The organism is Demequina litorisediminis (assembly GCF_030161615.1).
GTDB lineage: Bacteria > Actinomycetota > Actinomycetes > Actinomycetales > Demequinaceae > Demequina > Demequina litorisediminis.
In genome coordinates this window covers 1,794,240-1,809,599 of the sequence record NZ_BSUN01000001.1, presented here as the reverse complement: position 1 = coordinate 1,809,599, position 15,360 = coordinate 1,794,240, and the positions used below count along the sequence as shown (strand labels likewise).

The 15,360-nt window shown below is 69.1% G+C and carries 11 protein-coding genes and 9 pseudogenes; 17 read left to right on the top strand and 3 right to left on the bottom strand.

Features of this window, described 5'->3' with window-relative positions:
- Positions 1 to 35: 35 nt before the first annotated feature.
- The 7 genes and pseudogenes from pta to QQK48_RS11200 all read left to right on the top strand — a co-directional run bounded on the left by pta (position 36) and on the right by QQK48_RS11200 (position 4,737).
- A pseudogene (gene pta, locus QQK48_RS11220) lies at positions 36 to 2,116 on the top strand (phosphate acetyltransferase).
- A pseudogene (locus QQK48_RS19955) lies at positions 2,113 to 2,250 on the top strand (hypothetical protein); the annotation flags it as partial. The pseudogenes pta and QQK48_RS19955, both read left to right, overlap by 4 nt.
- A 55-nt stretch (positions 2,251 to 2,305) precedes the next feature.
- Positions 2,306 to 2,950: pseudogene (locus tag QQK48_RS11215) on the top strand (acetate/propionate family kinase); the annotation flags it as partial.
- Between the two features lie 158 nt (positions 2,951 to 3,108).
- Positions 3,109 to 3,252 (top strand): hypothetical protein, encoded by a 144-nt coding sequence (locus QQK48_RS19950; RefSeq protein WP_348523785.1) that lies wholly within the window; start codon positions 3,109 to 3,111, stop codon positions 3,250 to 3,252.
- A 164-nt stretch (positions 3,253 to 3,416) separates the two neighbouring features.
- Complete coding sequence (locus tag QQK48_RS11210; protein ID WP_284328498.1) at positions 3,417 to 3,707, top strand: hypothetical protein; 291 nt, start codon at positions 3,417 to 3,419, stop codon at positions 3,705 to 3,707.
- 17 nt (positions 3,708 to 3,724) lie between these two features.
- Positions 3,725 to 4,228: a phosphoketolase family protein gene (locus QQK48_RS11205; RefSeq protein WP_284328497.1), complete on the top strand. Its 504-nt coding sequence runs from the start codon at positions 3,725 to 3,727 to the stop codon at positions 4,226 to 4,228.
- Positions 4,225 to 4,737, top strand: coding sequence for a hypothetical protein (locus QQK48_RS11200; protein WP_284328496.1), 513 nt, complete (start codon positions 4,225 to 4,227; stop codon positions 4,735 to 4,737). Before QQK48_RS11205 ends, QQK48_RS11200 begins: the two co-directional genes overlap by 4 nt.
- Here QQK48_RS11200 and QQK48_RS11195 read toward each other — a convergent pair.
- Positions 4,734 to 5,399, bottom strand: a complete 666-nt coding sequence (locus tag QQK48_RS11195) for a glutamine amidotransferase (protein ID WP_284328495.1) — start codon at positions 5,397 to 5,399, stop codon at positions 4,734 to 4,736. The two genes, QQK48_RS11200 and QQK48_RS11195, sit on opposite strands and share 4 nt — an antisense overlap.
- A gap of 51 nt (positions 5,400 to 5,450) precedes the next feature.
- On the opposite strand from QQK48_RS11195, the pseudogene QQK48_RS11190 reads away from it, so the two are divergent.
- From QQK48_RS11190 to QQK48_RS11175, 4 genes and pseudogenes are all read left to right on the top strand, one after another.
- Positions 5,451 to 5,714 (top strand): annotated as a pseudogene (locus QQK48_RS11190) (GntR family transcriptional regulator); the annotation flags it as partial.
- A gap of 52 nt (positions 5,715 to 5,766) precedes the next feature.
- A complete protein-coding gene (locus tag QQK48_RS11185) occupies positions 5,767 to 6,165 on the top strand; it encodes an FCD domain-containing protein (protein WP_284328494.1) in 399 nt (132 codons plus the stop codon).
- 24 nt (positions 6,166 to 6,189) lie between these two features.
- Entirely contained in the window at positions 6,190 to 6,591 is a 402-nt protein-coding gene (locus QQK48_RS11180) for an MFS transporter (protein WP_284328493.1), read from the top strand.
- A gap of 8 nt (positions 6,592 to 6,599) precedes the next feature.
- Positions 6,600 to 7,382, top strand: a complete 783-nt coding sequence (locus tag QQK48_RS11175) for an MFS transporter (protein ID WP_284329469.1) — start codon at positions 6,600 to 6,602, stop codon at positions 7,380 to 7,382.
- Positions 7,383 to 7,416: 34 nt separating this feature from the next.
- On the opposite strand, the gene QQK48_RS11170 is transcribed toward QQK48_RS11175, so the two are convergent.
- Entirely contained in the window at positions 7,417 to 7,803 is a 387-nt protein-coding gene (locus tag QQK48_RS11170; protein WP_284328492.1) for a DUF3054 domain-containing protein, read from the bottom strand.
- Between the two features lie 51 nt (positions 7,804 to 7,854).
- Here QQK48_RS11170 and QQK48_RS11165 point away from each other — a divergent pair.
- From QQK48_RS11165 to QQK48_RS11155, 3 genes and pseudogenes are all read left to right on the top strand, one after another.
- Positions 7,855 to 9,684 (top strand): annotated as a pseudogene (locus QQK48_RS11165) (ABC-F family ATP-binding cassette domain-containing protein).
- A gap of 134 nt (positions 9,685 to 9,818) precedes the next feature.
- Positions 9,819 to 10,604 carry a hypothetical protein gene (locus tag QQK48_RS11160; protein WP_284328491.1) on the top strand — a complete coding sequence of 262 codons (786 nt, stop codon included), beginning with the start codon at positions 9,819 to 9,821 and terminating at the stop codon, positions 10,602 to 10,604.
- On the top strand, positions 10,601 to 11,242 hold the full coding sequence (locus QQK48_RS11155) for a hypothetical protein (RefSeq protein WP_284328490.1): 642 nt from the start codon (positions 10,601 to 10,603) through the stop codon (positions 11,240 to 11,242). The genes QQK48_RS11160 and QQK48_RS11155 overlap by 4 nt, the downstream gene beginning before the upstream one ends.
- Positions 11,243 to 11,609: 367 nt before the next feature.
- Here the strand turns inward: QQK48_RS11155 and QQK48_RS11150 are convergent.
- Positions 11,610 to 12,552 (bottom strand): annotated as a pseudogene (locus QQK48_RS11150) (LysR family transcriptional regulator).
- 116 nt (positions 12,553 to 12,668) lie between these two features.
- Here QQK48_RS11150 and QQK48_RS11145 point away from each other — a divergent pair.
- The 3 pseudogenes from QQK48_RS11145 to QQK48_RS11135 form a co-directional block, all read left to right on the top strand.
- Positions 12,669 to 13,655: pseudogene (locus QQK48_RS11145) on the top strand (putative oxygenase MesX); the annotation flags it as partial.
- Positions 13,656 to 13,688: 33 nt separating this feature from the next.
- Positions 13,689 to 14,758: pseudogene (locus tag QQK48_RS11140) on the top strand (methionine synthase).
- Positions 14,751 to 15,339 (top strand): annotated as a pseudogene (locus tag QQK48_RS11135) (flavin reductase family protein). Before QQK48_RS11140 ends, QQK48_RS11135 begins: the two co-directional pseudogenes overlap by 8 nt.
- Positions 15,340 to 15,360 lie beyond the last annotated feature (21 nt).

Below are 15,360 nucleotides of genomic sequence, written 5' to 3'. Positions count from 1 at the left end.
GCATGCATGCCCGCGAGACGTGTAAGGATGGTCGCGTGGCTCGAAGCATCTACATCGCATCGGCCGAGGGCGATACCGGTAAGTCCACCATCGCCCTCGGGATCACCCGCCTGCTGACCCGAACGGTCGGCCGTGTGGGGATCTTCCGACCCGTCGCGCGCGTGGCCGACGGATCCGACTACGTCCTCGACCTGCTCATCGGGCAGGACGGCGTAGTGACCTCCTATGACGACGCGATCGGCGTCACCTATGAGGATGTGCACGCCGACCCCGAGACGGCGCTCGCGACGGTGGTCGCGCGCTATCACGAGGTCGCACGGCATGCCGAGGTGGTCGTGATCGTCGGCACCGACTACACGGACGTGTCAGGCGCCGCGGAGTTCGCGTTCAACGCGCGCATCGCCGCGAACCTCGGCTCGCCCGTGGCGCTCGTGGTCCATGGCCGCGACCGCACACCGGCGGAGATCGCTCGCGTGGTGGGGCAAACCCGCGCGGAACTTGAGGAAGATCACGCCCGCGTGGCCGCGGTCTTCGCTAACCGCTGCGAGCCGTCGCGCCTCCAGGCGATCCGGGAGTCGCTGCCTGCCGACATCGGCATGGGCGCGCTGCCGGAGGACCCCATCCTCACGGCACCTCTGCTGAGTGCCCTGGTGGAGGCCGTCGACGGCACGCTCATCTCCGGTGACCCCGCGCTGCTCAATCGCGAGGTGCGCTCCGTCAACATCGGAGCGATGACGGCCGCGCACCTGTTGGAGCGCATCGACGAGGGCACCGTGGTCATCACGCCCGGCGACCGTTCGGACACCCTGCTGGCGCTGCTGTCGGCTCACGCCGCCGAGGGCTTCCCGTCGCTGACGGGCATCATCCTCAACGGCGGGTTCTCGCCCGAACCGTCGATCGCCCGCCTCATCGAGGGCCTCGGGTCGTCGCTGCCGGTCATCACGACGGAGATCGGCACGTACGGCACGGCGCGCCGATGCTGGAACACCCGTGGCCGCGTGTCGAGTGAGTCGGCGGTCAAGGTGGACACGGCCCTCAGCATGTTCGAGCGTCACGTCGACGCCGAGGCGATGCTCGCCCTGCTCGACGTCGCACGCACCGACGTGGTGACGCCGCTGATGTTCGAGCACGACCTGCTGGACCGCGCCCGGTCCGAGCGCCAGCACATCGTGCTTCCCGAGGGCAGCGACGACCGCATCCTGCGCGCCGCCTCGACCCTGATGACCCGCGACGTGGTCGACATCACGGTGCTGGGCACCGAGACCTCCATCCGAGCCCGCGCCGGAGAACTCGGGCTGGACCTGGGGGCCGCACGCATCGTCTCGCCTTCGGACCCGGAGCCTGGTGGAGCGCTTCGCCGCGGACTACGCCGAGGTGCGCAAAGCCAAGGGCGTCACCCTCGACCAGGCTCGCGACACCGTCCAGGACGTGTCGATGTTCGGCACGATGATGGTGCGCCAGGGCCTCGCCGACGGCATGGTGTCCGGCGCTGCCCACACCACGGCGCACACGATCATGCCTGCGTTCCAGGTCATCAAGACTCCCCCGGGCGTCTCCATCGTGTCGTCCGTGTTCTTCATGTGTCTGCCGGACAAGGTCCTGGTGTACGGCGACTGCGCCGTGAACCCCGACCCGACCGCGGAGCAGGCTCGCTGACATCGCGATCTCCTCGGCGGAGACGGCCGCCCAGTTCCACATCGAGCCGCGGATCGCCATGCTGTCCTACTCGACCGGCGAGTCCGGCTCGGGTCAGGACGTCGACAAGGTGCGCGAGGCCACACGCCTCGTGCGCGAGCGTCGCCCCGACCTCCTGGTCGACGGGCCGATGCAGTACGACGCGGCCGTGGAGCCGTCGGTGGCCGCGTCGAAGGCCCCGCACTCGCAGGTCGCGGGTCGCGCCACGGTGCTGGTGTTCCCCGACCTCAACACGGGTAACAACACGTACAAGGCCGTGCAGCGTTCGGCTGGCGCCGTCGCGGTCGGCCCCGTCCTGCAGGGCCTGCGCAAGCCCGTGAACGACCTGTCGCGCGGTGCGCTGGTCCAGGACATCGTCAACACTGTCGCGATTACCGCGATCCAAGCACAGGGCCTGAAGGCCAAGGAGGACAACGCATGAGCGTCAACTACGTGGGGCTCGCGCTGGTCCTCAACTGCGGTTCGAGTTCGGTGAAGTACCAGGTGGTGGACACCACCCAGGACGAGCCGCTTGCCGTCGGTCTGGTGGAGCGTGTGACGCACCACTCGGAGGCCATTCGCGAGATCATCGCGCAGGCTGTCCGAGCCGGATTCCGGCGTGAACCTCAGCATGCTCACGGTCGTCGGCCACCGCGTCCTTCACGGCGGCGAGGAGTTCTCCGCGCCCACCATCATCGACGATGCGGTCGAGCGCACGATCGCGCAGGCGGCACCGTTGGGACCCCTGCACATTCCTGCCAACCTCGCCGGCATCTCCGCCGCTCGCGAGGCCTTCCCGAACCTGCCCCACGTCGCGATCTTCGACACCGCGTTCCACTCGACGCTCCCGGAAGAGGCGTACACCTACGCGGTGGACCGCCGCGTGGCCGCCGAGCACGGGGTGCGCCGCTACGGCTTCCACGGCACCTCGCACGCGTACGTCTCCCGCGAGACCGCGCGCCTGATGGGCCGCCCCACGAACGAGGTCAACACCATCGTCCTCCACCTCGGCAATGGCGCCTCCGCGTGCGCCGTCAAGGGTGGCCTGTCGGTGGATACCTCGATGGGGTTGACGCCTCTCGAGGGCCTGGTGATGGGCACCCGCTCGGGCGACGTCGACCCGGCCGTCACGCTTCACCTCGCGCGCACCGCTGGCATGACTCCCGATGAGGTCGACACCCTGTTGAACCGCCACTCCGGCATGATGGGCCTCACCGGCTACTCCGACATGCGCGACGTCAACGCGGCAATCGAGGCCGGCAGCCACGAGGCGAAGGTCGGCATGGACGTCTACTGCCGCCGCATCCGCGGCTACGTGGGCAACTACTACGCGCAGGCTCGGCCACCTCGACGCGATCACGTTCACTGCGGGCGTGGGCGAGAACGACCCCGTGGTCCGCGCCGGCGCGCTCGCCGGCCTCGAGGAGCCTCGGCATCGAGGTCGACCCCGAGCGCAACGCTGGCCGCAAGAAGGAGGCCACCCTGATCAGCACCGATGCTTCGCGGGTCCAGGTCTGGGTAGTGCCGACCAACGAAGAGCGCGAGATCGCGCTGCAGTCCATCGCGGCGGTGTCGTAGCGCCCTCGCAACGATGAAGAAGGGGTGTCGGCGTTTGCCGACACCCCTTTGCATCGTTGTGACCTATCCCACTCCACACGGGCACTATCAGGGCATTCCGGGCGCCTACAGTGGAGTTTCACGGCCCTCCCTCCCTCGCGGAAGGCCGGTTGGGAGTTCCACCAATGATCGACGTCTCCGCATGGGTCACCCATGCCACCCGCGAGCCCAGCGACGACTTCCTCACCGCGTTTGACCGCCGGTGGCGCAGCGCCGTGACCGACGGTTCCGCGACGTGCGCTCCCCTGACCGACCCGCTCCGGTCGTTCGTCATCTCCCACGTCGACAGAGCCGCGCACAAGCGCCGCCTGCGCGCCGTGTTCGTGATGCCCGGGGCTGATCACGACGGCGACCACGGCTTCACGCCAATGTCCGATCTGGTGCCCGGCGACATGTTCGGCCCCCAGCAGGCTTGAGGTGCTCCACTGCGGGGATGGCTCACCGCTCGCGGCCGCGCTCGAGCCTCGCCAAGACCGATCCTCACGTCCTGGTGGTGCCGGTGCTCACCGAGCGCCAGTTCGCGGACATCGACGTCTTCGACGCCCACTCGGCCTCGCTCCTGCGCCCCGAGTATCACGGTGTGGTGCTGCCCTTCATGTATGCGCCCCTGTCGGAGCCCTTTGACGAGACCATCGAGCGCGAGGACCTCCTGCGCGCCTCCGGGTACGGCACGTACACCGTCGACGTGGACTTCTCGACGGACGACGCTCTCGACGTCCACCGCCACCTCGCGGTGTTGCTGGAGGACCTGTGCGGCGAGATCGCGCAAAACAAGGCCGATGCCGCGGCACGCGTTCTGCTCGGCGCCCCGCTGTGGCCGCTCGTCACGGTACGCGCCCCAGAGACCTGGGACCCTGAACGTCACCTGAGCGCCGACGACGCGCGCGACGGAGCGGGTGCGCGCCGCGAGCCTTCCGTAAGAGTGGCGCGTCGATGACGTCGCACGCCGCATCTCAGTCCCCCGCGCGCTCCCGTGGCGCCGCGGGAGTGTGGCTGGGCGTGCTCGCGGTGGCTCTGGTGGCGATCGCGACGGCCTGGGTGGTGCTGGTGAAGGAACCGGTCGCGGCTGTCGAAGGCTTGCCGTACGCCGATGTCCTCGCGGGCGTCGAGGAGGCGGGCCTGAGCCTCGCGGGTGAGGGCGCGCTGTTGGCCGTGTGGGGCGGTCTCGCGACGCTCGGTGCCGTGGCGGCCGCCACATTGGTGTCCTTGCGCCGGATTTCCGCCGCGGCCGGCCGGCGCGTCATCCTCGCGCTGCTCGGTGCCAATGCGGGTGCCCTGGTGCTGGGAGGCTTCTCGGCCTCGATGGACGTCGCAGACGCGTTCGGCGTCGCGGGCGGCTCGGCCACCTGGTGGCCCTTGGCACTCCTGGCCGTGAGCGCGCTTGCGGTGGTCGCCCTTGTGGTGGACGTGGTGCGACCGCGGGGCGCGGCGCCCGCGGGCACCTAGGTCAGTTCACGTAGCCAGGACCGCAGGAGCACGATTCCTGCGACGGCCGCGTCATCGGCCACCACGGCGGTGCGGCGCCGCAATGCCACGGGGTCGATGCCGCGCTGAGCGAGTTCGACCGCGTGACCCATGAGCCAGGTCTCTATCGCTTCGCCGTCCGCCTCCGCGTGGAATTGGAGCGCGAGCGCGGACCCCCGCCTGAAGGCCTGGTGGGGCGTCGCCGCCGTGGAGGCAAGCAAGGTTGCCCCGTCGGGCAGAGCGAACGTGTCGCCGTGCCAATGCAGCACCGGCGCATCGGCAAGGACCGAGAGCGGCCCCGCACGTCCCTCGAGCGTGAGGTCAACGGCTCCCCAGCCGATCTCGACCGCGCCTGGCCTGACCTCCGCCCCGAGCGCGGACGCGAGAAGTTGGGCTCCGAGGCACACGCCGATGGTGGGCAGCCCGGCGTCGAGCCGGGCACGGAGCAGGGAGATCTCCTCGTCGAGGACGGGATAGGTGGAGCGATCGCCCACGCCGATGGGGCCACCAAGGAACACGGCGAGGTCCGCGTTCGCCGCAGGGGCGAGATCGTCAACGCCCGCGTCGAGGTAGATCACCTCGTAGCCGTGCGCGCGGATCTCCGCCTCCCACACCCCCAGGTCCTCAAACCTCACGTGACGCACCGCGACGCATCTCATGCGGCGAGTCTAGGCGGGTGCCGAACCCAGGCGTTGATGCATACATCAACGCATGCAAGGTGTAATCTGGGACCTATGTCCCCTACCGCAGCGCTCCCGTGGGAGTATTCCGACCTCCGTTCCATCTCCTGGCGCCTCGCCGCGAATGCCGCCCGCGGCATCGTGGACGGCTCCATCCCCGCAGGCACCGTCCTCACCGAGTCCGCACTCGCCGATGAGGGTGGCGTCAGCCGCACCCCCGCACGCGAGGCCATGGTGCAGCTTCAGACCTGGGGTCTCGTGCGCCTCATGCCCAAGAAGGGCGCCGTAGTCCGCGTCATGAGCGACCGCGAGCGCGACGAGCCTCCTCGACGTGCGCGCCTCGCTCGAGCAGCGCGCGGGCGACGTCATCACCGCCGACCCAGACCTGGCTCGCGAACTCGGGGACCGGCTCGGAGACCTCTGTACGCAACAGGAGGAGGCCATCGGCCGCGAGGATGCCCTGGCCTTCGCGGGTCTGTGCGTGACCTTCCACCTCCAGATCATCGCGATCGACGGCAACGAGGTGGTGCAACAGGTGGTGGACCTCCTCGGCCCGCGTCTCGCACGCGTCACGTATATGGCCGTCGCGGGAGACCTCAAGGCCGCGAGCCGCTTCCTGGAGGAGCACCGCGACCTGGCCACCGTCATCGGCTCGGGAGACGGCGACGCCTTCGCCGGCTCCGTCCACACCCACATCGCAGGCAGCCGCCCTACCGGCGCCGTGCGATGACGGGGCGCGCCGACTGGCGCCTCGTTGCCCCCGCCGTCTTCATGCTGGCGTGGGGCGGTAATCACTTCACTCCCCTGCTCCACGTTTACGAGGAGCCTCGGTCCGTACGCGCCATGGCAGGCGAACCTGCTGCTGGGGCTCTACGTCATCGGCCTCGTCCCTGGCCTGCTCGTCGCCGCGGCGCTGTCCGATCGGCTCGGCCGCAAGCCGCTGATGCTGGCGGGACTGGCGGCAGGAACCATCGGCTCGCTGATCTTGGCCGCAGGACTCCACCACCTCGCGCTGCTCGCGCTGGGACGCGCCTTCGCGGGCATCGGCGTGGGCATCGCCATGTCGGTCGGTGCGAGCCTGGATCGCGGAGCCTGTCTTCGCCGCGCTACGACCCCGATGCCGGCGCTGGTGCGCGCGCCAGGCGCGGCGCCCTGACCCTCACGTTGGGATTCGCGACCGGTGCCGCCGTTTCCGGAGCCCTTGCGCAGTGGAGCGGCTCGCCGGTGGTGTGGCCCTATGCCGCGCACCTCGCGGGCACCCTCGTCGCCACCGTCCTCGTGATCGGCGCGACGGAGACCGTGGGCCCCGAGCATCGGGCGTCCGGCGCCTGGTGGCGCGACCTCCATGTGCCCGCCGCGGGCCACAAGAGGTTTGTGGGCGTGGTGCTGCCCGCAGCACCGTGGGTATTCGCGGCCGCCGGGGTGGCGTACGCCGTCATGCCCGCGATCGCCGACAAGGCACTCGGCGACTGGTCAACCCTCTACGCGACCGTGCTGACAGTCATCACGCTGGGTATTGGCGCGGCCGTGCAGCCGTTCGTTGCCACGCTGGACCGGCGCACCGGCGGGCGCGCGCTCCCGGTGGGGCTGGCCCTCATGACGGCGGGCATGGTGTTGGCCGCGCTCGCGGCCCGCGCCGGCGACCCCTGGCTTGCGATGGGCGTGGCGGCGACCCTGGGCGCCGCCTACGGCATCACGGTGGTCGCGGGCCTGACGCACGTCATGGCCATCGCCACGGCAGACGACCTCGCGGGCCTCACGGGCATCTACTACGCCCTGTCGTACACGGGCTTCCTGCTGCCCACCGTGCTGGCGGCCACCCTCTCCGCAGCGCCCTACGCGCTCACCCTGACCGTGGTGGCGGCGATCTGCGCCCTGTGCTTCGCAACCGTGGTGATCCGCGTACGCCCCTGGACCTGGTCACCCGCGGCCAAATCCGACGGGTGACGTCAGGCAGGCCAGCCGCTACGGTGGCGCGCCGTCAGCCCTTGAGGCCTCGGCGGCGTGCCACCGCGCCGGAGATCACGCGCCATCCGACGAGGAACAACGCGAGGAACAGGCCGGCAACGATGACGAACGACACCTGCACCCCCTGACCCGTGACGGCGCGCAACAGCATGCCGCCCACCAGCGTGGACGCCCACACCACGAGGCCCGTGGGCCGCCACGAGCACGGCCTCGTCCACCCACGCACGAGCAGCCAGCCGATGCCAGCGCCCACGAGGAACGGCCACACCGTCGTGAGATAGCCCAGGCCGTTCTCGCCCAGGATCCCCTCGTCGTGGCTTGCCCTGCCGATCGCCGCGAAGACCCCGATGGCCGCGACATCGATCCCCGCGGCGCCCAGCGCCGCCTGCCTGATGTTCATGCCTGCCAGTGTGGCGCATCCGGCCCGGCCGGCCGCAACTACCCTTGTCGGGTGGCACATCTCCTCGGCGCGCAGTCCATCGGCCTAGATTTCGGCACCGGCACCGTCCTCGACGGCGTCACCGTCGGCCTCGAGGACGGCGACCGCATCGGCATCGTCGGCTCCAACGGCGCGGGCAAGTCATCGCTGATGGCGATCCTCGCGGGCCGCCTCGCACCTCACAGCGGCCAGGTCACCACCACCCGCGGCACTCGCGTGGGGGTGCTCGACCAGTCGGACCACGTCGACGAGTCGCTGAGCGTCCTCGAGGCGATCGTGGGCGATGCCGACACTCACGAGTGGGCCTCCGACCCGCGCATCCGCGACATCATGTCGGGGCTGGTGCCCGACCTCCCTGCCGACGCCAAGGTCGGCACCCTCTCCGGTGGCCAGCAGCGCCGTGTCGCCCTGGCCGCGGTCCTCACGGGCGACTACGACGTGGTCTTCCTCGATGAGCCCACCAACCACCTCGACGTCGAGGGCGTGGCGTGGCTCGCCGATCACCTCAATCGTCGTTGGGCCCGCGGCCGTGGCGCGCTCGCCGTGGTGACGCACGACCGCTGGTTCCTCGATGCGGTGACCGAACGCACCTGGGAGGTGCACGACGGCATCGTGGACATGTACGAGGGCGGATACGCCGCGTACGTGCTCCAGCGGGTCGAGCGCGACCGGATCGCCGCCGCCACCGAAACCAAGCGCCAGAACCTCATGCGCAAGGAGCCTCGCATGGCTGCGCCGCGGCGCCCCTGCCCGCACCTCCAAGCCCAAGTTCCGCATCGACGCCGCCAACGCCCTCATCGCGGATGTGCCCCCCATCCGCGACTCCGTCCAGGCTCAACCGCATGGCCACGGCACGTCTCGGCAAGGACGTGGTCGAGTTGGTGCGCTGCTCGGTCTCGTACCCCACCGCCGAAGGCGGCACGCGCGAGGTCCTGCACGAGATCGACTGGAACATCGGACCCGGCGAACGCGTGGGGCTGCTCGGCGAGAACGGGGCAGGCAAGTCCACGCTGCTGCGGCTCATCACCGGAGACCAGGAACCCACGAGCGGCCGCGTGAAGACCGGCATGACCGTCCGCGTCGCGCAGGCCAGCCAGCAACTCGCCGAGCCTCGACGAGCACGCGGAGGAACGCGTCTCGGGCGTCGTCAAGCAGTTCACCTCGATTGCTCTCGCCGATGGCTCCGAGATGAGCCCCACTCAGTTGCTCGAGCGGCTGGGCTTCACCTCCGCTCAGTTGAAGACCCAGGTCAAGCGCCTCTCGGGAGGGCAGCGGCGCCGCCTGCAACTCTTGCTGGTGCTGCTGAGCGAGCCGAACGTGCTCGTGCTCGACGAACCCACCAACGACCTCGACACGGATGTGCTGGCCGCCATGGAGGATCTGCTCGACTCGTGGCCGGGCACGCTCGTAGTCGTCAGCCACGACCGCTACCTCCTCGAGCGTGTCACCGACGACCAGTACGCCGTCCTCGACGGCGGGCTGCGCCACCTGCCGGGCGGCGTTGACGAGTACGTCGAACTCACCAGGACTCGCCGAGCAGCGGCCGATGGCGTGGGCACCTTTGGAGGCGGCTCCTCCTCCGCGACGGCCGCCCCCGCACCCCGGGCGGTCCAACTGAGCGGATCCGAGCAGCGTGCGCTCGAGAAGGAGTTGCAGTCGGTCGAGCGCCGCATGGCGAAGATCGGCGAACTCACCGAGGGCGTTCACCACGAGATGGTGATGCACGACCAGTCGGACTTCGCAGGGCTCGCCGCGCTCACCAAGCAGATCGGCGAACTCGAGGCCGAGAACTCGGACCTCGAAGAGCGCTGGTTGGACCTCAGCGAGCAGGCGGGAAGGTAGTCGCGCCGCGGTTCGTCCCGGTATCGACCGGTATGTCCCGCGCGCCGCGGCGGTGTTCCTCACGTTCCCGCGACAAGTGTCGGTGGCTGTCGATACGCTCCGCCCGTCAGAACATTTCGACTGGGGGATTCACCATGCATCTGTCCACCGGCGCGCGCACGCTCGCGGCCGCCATCACCTCCGTGCTCCTGCTCGGAGCCTTCGGTACCACCGCGTCCGCGGACGTGCCTGAGACCACCATCACCTTGGGCAAGGGCGGCACGCTGACGCTGCCCGCGTCCGACAACGTGCGCGACACCATCACCGTCAACGCCACCACCGATGCCACGACGCGCGCCACGGCCTACGTGCGTCAGGCGGGCACCGAGGAGAGCGTCTTCGACCTCGCCTCGCTCTACCTCGCGGAACCCGGGGTGGAGTACGCGATCACGGTCCCCACGCTCGACACCTACGTGCCGGGAATCTACGAGCCTCGTCGTCACGCCCGAGGTGGGCAGCCCCACCGTGACCGAGTTCACGGTGGGGTCGGGCAAGCCCACCTCGGTCGCTCTCGCACTGTCCGCCCCGACCATCTACTCCTGGACCAAGAAGTCGCCGAACACCTCGACCGCGACCGTCACCGCTACGGACGAGACCGGCCTCAAGGTCGCCTTCACCGGCAGCGTCAAGGCGACGGTCGGAGGCACCACGGTCTCGCTTCCCGTCACCGCGAAGGGCAACCCTGCGACCGGCACGGTGGCTTCGGCGAAGGCCGTCATCAAGGCATCGGCGCTGAAGGCAGGAACCGGCACCGTCAAAGCGACCGTGAAGGGAGCCGGCAGCGCTCAGGCGTCGAGCGCGGGCCGCACCCTCAAGGTGGTCCACACGACCGTGACCGGGGTGAAGGCTCGCCGCGAGCGCGACGTCCGTGTTCCCGGTGAAGGACGGCTACCGCGACTCCGTCAAGGCGACCGTCACGCCCACATCGAGCGTCAGCGGCTCCGTTCCCGCGACGGGCACCGTCAAGATCACCCACGGCGGCAAGACGGTGACGTCGTGGAAGCTCACCTCGACGGCCAAGCGAACCTTCACCTGGGGCGGGCGCAACAACGGCAGCATCAAGCCGGGGACCTACGTCGTCACCGTCTCGATCAAGGGGCCCGAGGGCACCACCAAGACCGCCAGCAAGTCGCTCACGGTCGGCTCCAAGAAGCTCGTCACGAAGACGGCGACGCGTCAGTACAAGGCCTCCGCGGTCATGAAGACGTACACGGCCTTCGACTACTCCTACGACGGTGCCTGCTACCGCAACTGGGGCGTTGCCGGCGACGTCTTCTGCGACGCGTACGACGCCTACGACTACGACTCGCTCGCGCTGATCAGCCAGGGCAAGATCACGGTGCCCGCCGACGTCGTTGCCGCACAGAAGTTCGGTGGCACCACGGTGAAACTCACCACCACGTGGGGCTACCTGTATGGCGACACATTGTGGGCATACGACACCAAGGAAATGGGCACCGCCAAGAGCGCCTTCGCCAAGAAGGGAACGCAAGCCCTCGGCGCGCTCAAGGCTCCCTGAGACCTCGCGGACCGTCCACGTCACCTACGGTCTGGGCGAGTACGCCTCGGCCCAGGCCAAGACCATCAAGGCCGTCTACACCTACAAGACGCTGCAGTAGTCGGGGGCCGCCATCGGGGCCCGGGGAGCGCAGGCGCGCGCCCCGGGCCCCGTGCTTGGCGTGGGCGCCGCGCTTGGTATGGGCCCCGCCCCACTGAGCCCCGTCCACCCGCACCTGCTCGACCCCGCCCCGCCCGACAGTTTGAACCAGACGGCAGGCCGACACGCCGGCGGAACCCACGCATCGGCCACTCGCACCGGCGTGGCGCCGCCGCCACCGGTTCAAAGTGGGGGAGGGAGGGCTGGCGGATGCGGCGCACCAGCAGCGCTACCCGAGCACCTCGACCCCGAACTCCGAGACCACGGCACGCACCTCCGCGAGGTAGCGCTCCGCCTGCTGGGTCAGCGGGATCGCGGCATGGCCAATCCACCCGATCTCGATGTGATCGTCGACGTCGAGCGGGATCGCGACAATCTCTGGGTCCAGGCTCGCCACTGACGATGCCTGTCGAGATGGTGTAGCCGCCGAGTCCGATCATGAGGTTGAAGATGGTCGCGCGGTCAGAGACCCGGATCTCCTGCTCCGAGGACAGCGTCGACAGAATCTCCTCGGCAAAATAGAACGAGTTGTTGGCACCCTGATCGAACGTGAGCCGCGGCAGACCCTCGAGGTCGGCAAGCGTCGCACTTGCGCGGCGCGCGAGCGGGTTGCTGCGAGCCACGAAGATGTGGGGCCGCGCGAGGAAAAGTGTCCGGAACGCGAGGCCCGAGTCACGCAACAGCTTGTCGATGACCTTGCGGTTGAAGTCATTGCGGTACAGGATGCCGAGCTCGCTCCGCAGCGTCCTGACGTCCTCGATGATGTCCCACGTGCGCGTCTCTCGCAGCGCAAACTCGTACTCCGCTGCCTCGCTGGCCTTGACCATGCGCACGAACGCATCGACCGCAAACGAGTAGTGCTGAGTGGAGACTCCCAGGAGCCGCCGCGACGGCGGTCGCCCGAGGTACCGTTGCTCGAGGAGCGCCACCTGCTCCACGACCTGCCGGGCGTAGCCCAGGAACTCCGCGCCGTCGTCGGTGAGGCTGATGCCCCTCGTCGAGCGCACCAGCAGGGCGCGCCCCACCCGAGACTCGAGGTCCTTCATCGCCGCCGACATGGTGGGCTGCGCCACGTAGAGGACGTCGGCCGCCGCGGAGATCGATCCCTCGGCGGCCACCTCGATGAAGTACCGCAACTGCTGGAGGGTCAGACCGCTCGTTCCATGCGCCATAGGCAAATCCTATACAAAGGCATAGATCAGTCGAGTTACACGATATCTGCCGATTGCCTCACCATAGAGACATCCATCCACCAGGGCCGACCCCGGCCACCCCTGATCGGATCACCATGACGCACGCCTTCACGTTCAGCCTTGCCACCACGCGCTTCGACGAGGACTACACCCCGTCCGCGAACACCCGCGCGACCACCAACTTCGCCAACCTCGCCCGCGGCGAGCAGCGCGAGCAGAACCTGCGGTCCGCGCTGACGATGATCAACCGCCGCGTCAACGACCTCGCCCGCTGGGACAACCCCCGCGGCGACCGCTACTCGCTCGACCTGGACATCGTGTCCGCCGAGCCTGCGGTTCGAGGCCGACGGCGAGGAGCAGAGCCTTCCCCTGCTGGAGGTCCTCGACATCCACATCGTCGACCAGCACTCCGGCGCACGCCACCACGGCATCGTCGGCAACAACTTCTCCTCGTACGTGCGTGACTACGACTTCAGCGTGCGGCTGCCCGCGGCCAGCGCAGGCGCGGGCAAGCCCGTGCTCCCCGAGGACTTCGGCGACCTTCACGGCAAGCCTGTTCCAGCACTTCGTTGACTCCGAGGCTTATCGCGAGCGCTTCCCGCAGGCGCCGGTGATCTGCATCAGCGTCTCGACGAGCAAGACGTACGTGCGCACCGCGAACATCCACCCGGTGCTTGGCGTCGAGTACATCCTCGAGGAGGACGGCGTCTCGCTGACCGACGCGTACTTCGGGAAGATGGGCCTGAAGGTGCGCTACTTCATGCCTGCCGGCAGCGTCGCGCCCCTCGCGTTCTACTTCCGCGGCGACCTGGTGAGCGACTACACGGATCTCCAGGCTCGCGGGGACCATCGCGACCATGGAGACGTTCCAAAAGATCTACCGCCCCGAGATCTACAACGCGAACTCCGCCGCCCCCGTCGAATACCGCCCCAGCCTGGACAGCGGCGACTTCTCGCGCACGCAGATCGACTACGACCGTGTCGAGCGCAGCGAACTGGGCGCCCTGCAGGGCAAGTACACGCAGGAGCACTTCATCGAGCCTCACCGCGAGATCCTCGACGAGTGGTCCGCGAGCCTACCTCGCCCCCGTCGCGTGACCGGTCAGGGATCCTTCATGACTCACACGCTCTTGCCGACGTCCATCGTCGGTAGCCTGCCCAAGCCCTCCTGGCTCGCCGCACCCGAGACCCTCTGGTCGCCGTGGACGCTCGAGGGCAACGCCCTCGTCGAGGGCAAGCAGGACGCCCTGCGCATCGCGGTCCACGAGCAGACTCGCCGCGGCATCGACATCGTCAGCGACGGCGAGCAGACCCGCCAGCACTTCGTCACGACCTTCATCGAGCACCTGAGCGGCGTCGACTTCGAGCGCCGCGAGACCGTGCGCATCCGCGACCGCTACGACGCCAGCGTGCCCACGGTGGTGGGTGCAGTGACCCGCGAGCGCCCCGTGTTCGTCGAGGATGCCGCGTTCCTGCGTGCCACCACGGACCGTCCCATCAAATGGGCACTGCCCGGGCCGATGACCATGGTCGACACGCTTTTTGACGCTCACTACCGCAGCCGCGAGCAGTTGGCGTGGGAGTTTGCCGGGATCCTCAACCAGGAGGCGAAGGAACTCGAGGCGGCAGGCGTCGACATCATCCAGTTCGACGAGCCCGCGTTCAACGTCTTCTTTGACGAGGCTCAAGGATTGGGGCGTGGCGGCGCTGGAGCGCGCGACCGAGGGGCTCAAGGCACAGACCGCCGTTCACATTTGCTACGGCTACGGGATCAAGGCGAACACCGACTGGAAGGCGACCCTCGGGTCGCAGTGGCGGCAGTACGAGGAGTCGTTCCCGCTGCTGCAGCGTTCGTCGCTGGACATCGTCTCGCTGGAGTCGCAGAACTCCCACGTGCCGATGGACCTCATCGAGATCCTGCGCGGCAAGAAGGTCATGCTCGGCGCCATCGACGTGGCCAACCACGCCATCGAGACGCCCGACGAGGTCGCGGACACGCTCCGCAAGGCCCTCGCGTTCGTGGACGCCGAGAACCTCATCCCCAGCACCAACTGCGGGCTCGCGCCGTTCCCCCGGGACATCGCCCTGGCCAAGGCTCAGCGCCCTCAGCGCTGGCGCCAGCATCGTGCGGGACGAACTCGCAGGCACCGTGGCGAGCGCGTCTTCCGCCTCGGTCCATGACTAGGAGCGACACCTTGGCTCGCCGTCCCCCACGCGCCGCCTCCGAGCTCGCGGCACCGCCGCACGACCTGTCGCCGTCCCTTCCGGCGGACGACTTCAAGGCTGTCTTCCGCGGCCACCCCGGCGGCGTTGCGGTGATCACGGCCGATGCGGGCGACGGCCCGGTCGCCCTGACCGCCTCGTCGGTGTCATCGGTCAGCGCGGACCCGCCGCTCTTGGTGTTCTCCATCTCTGCGTCGTCGTCCGCCTCCGATGTCCTGTCGCGCGCCGAGACGGTCGTGGTGCACCTGCTGGATGCCCGCGACCTCGAGCTCGCAAAGCCTGGGCGCCGCGCGAGGCATCGATCGGTTCGCCTCGACCCACCAGTGGACGCGGCTCGCGACGGGTGAGCCCGTGTATCACGACGTGCGTGCGTGGGTGCGGTGCGCGGTGATCGATCGCCTCAACGCCGGCTCGTCCACCATCTTTGCCGCGCAGGCGCTGGAGTCACACATCGAGCGCGATGTCGACGTGAGCGATGGCGAGGGAGCCCTGGTGTACCACGACCGCACGTGGCACCGGCTGGGCGATCACTCCCGCATCTGAGCGGGCACGCGGGACCGTCAT

Coding starts and splice junctions, on each gene's coding strand:
- QQK48_RS11210 (WP_284328498.1), top strand. CDS start 3,417: ATGATCGACGTCTCCGCATGGGTCACCCATGCCACCCGCGAGCCCAGC.
- QQK48_RS11205 (WP_284328497.1), top strand. CDS start 3,725: ATGGCTCACCGCTCGCGGCCGCGCTCGAGCCTCGCCAAGACCGATCCT.
- QQK48_RS11200 (WP_284328496.1), top strand. CDS start 4,225: ATGACGTCGCACGCCGCATCTCAGTCCCCCGCGCGCTCCCGTGGCGCC.
- QQK48_RS11170 (WP_284328492.1), bottom strand. CDS start 7,803: ATGAACATCAGGCAGGCGGCGCTGGGCGCCGCGGGGATCGATGTCGCG.
- QQK48_RS11160 (WP_284328491.1), top strand. CDS start 9,819: ATGCATCTGTCCACCGGCGCGCGCACGCTCGCGGCCGCCATCACCTCC.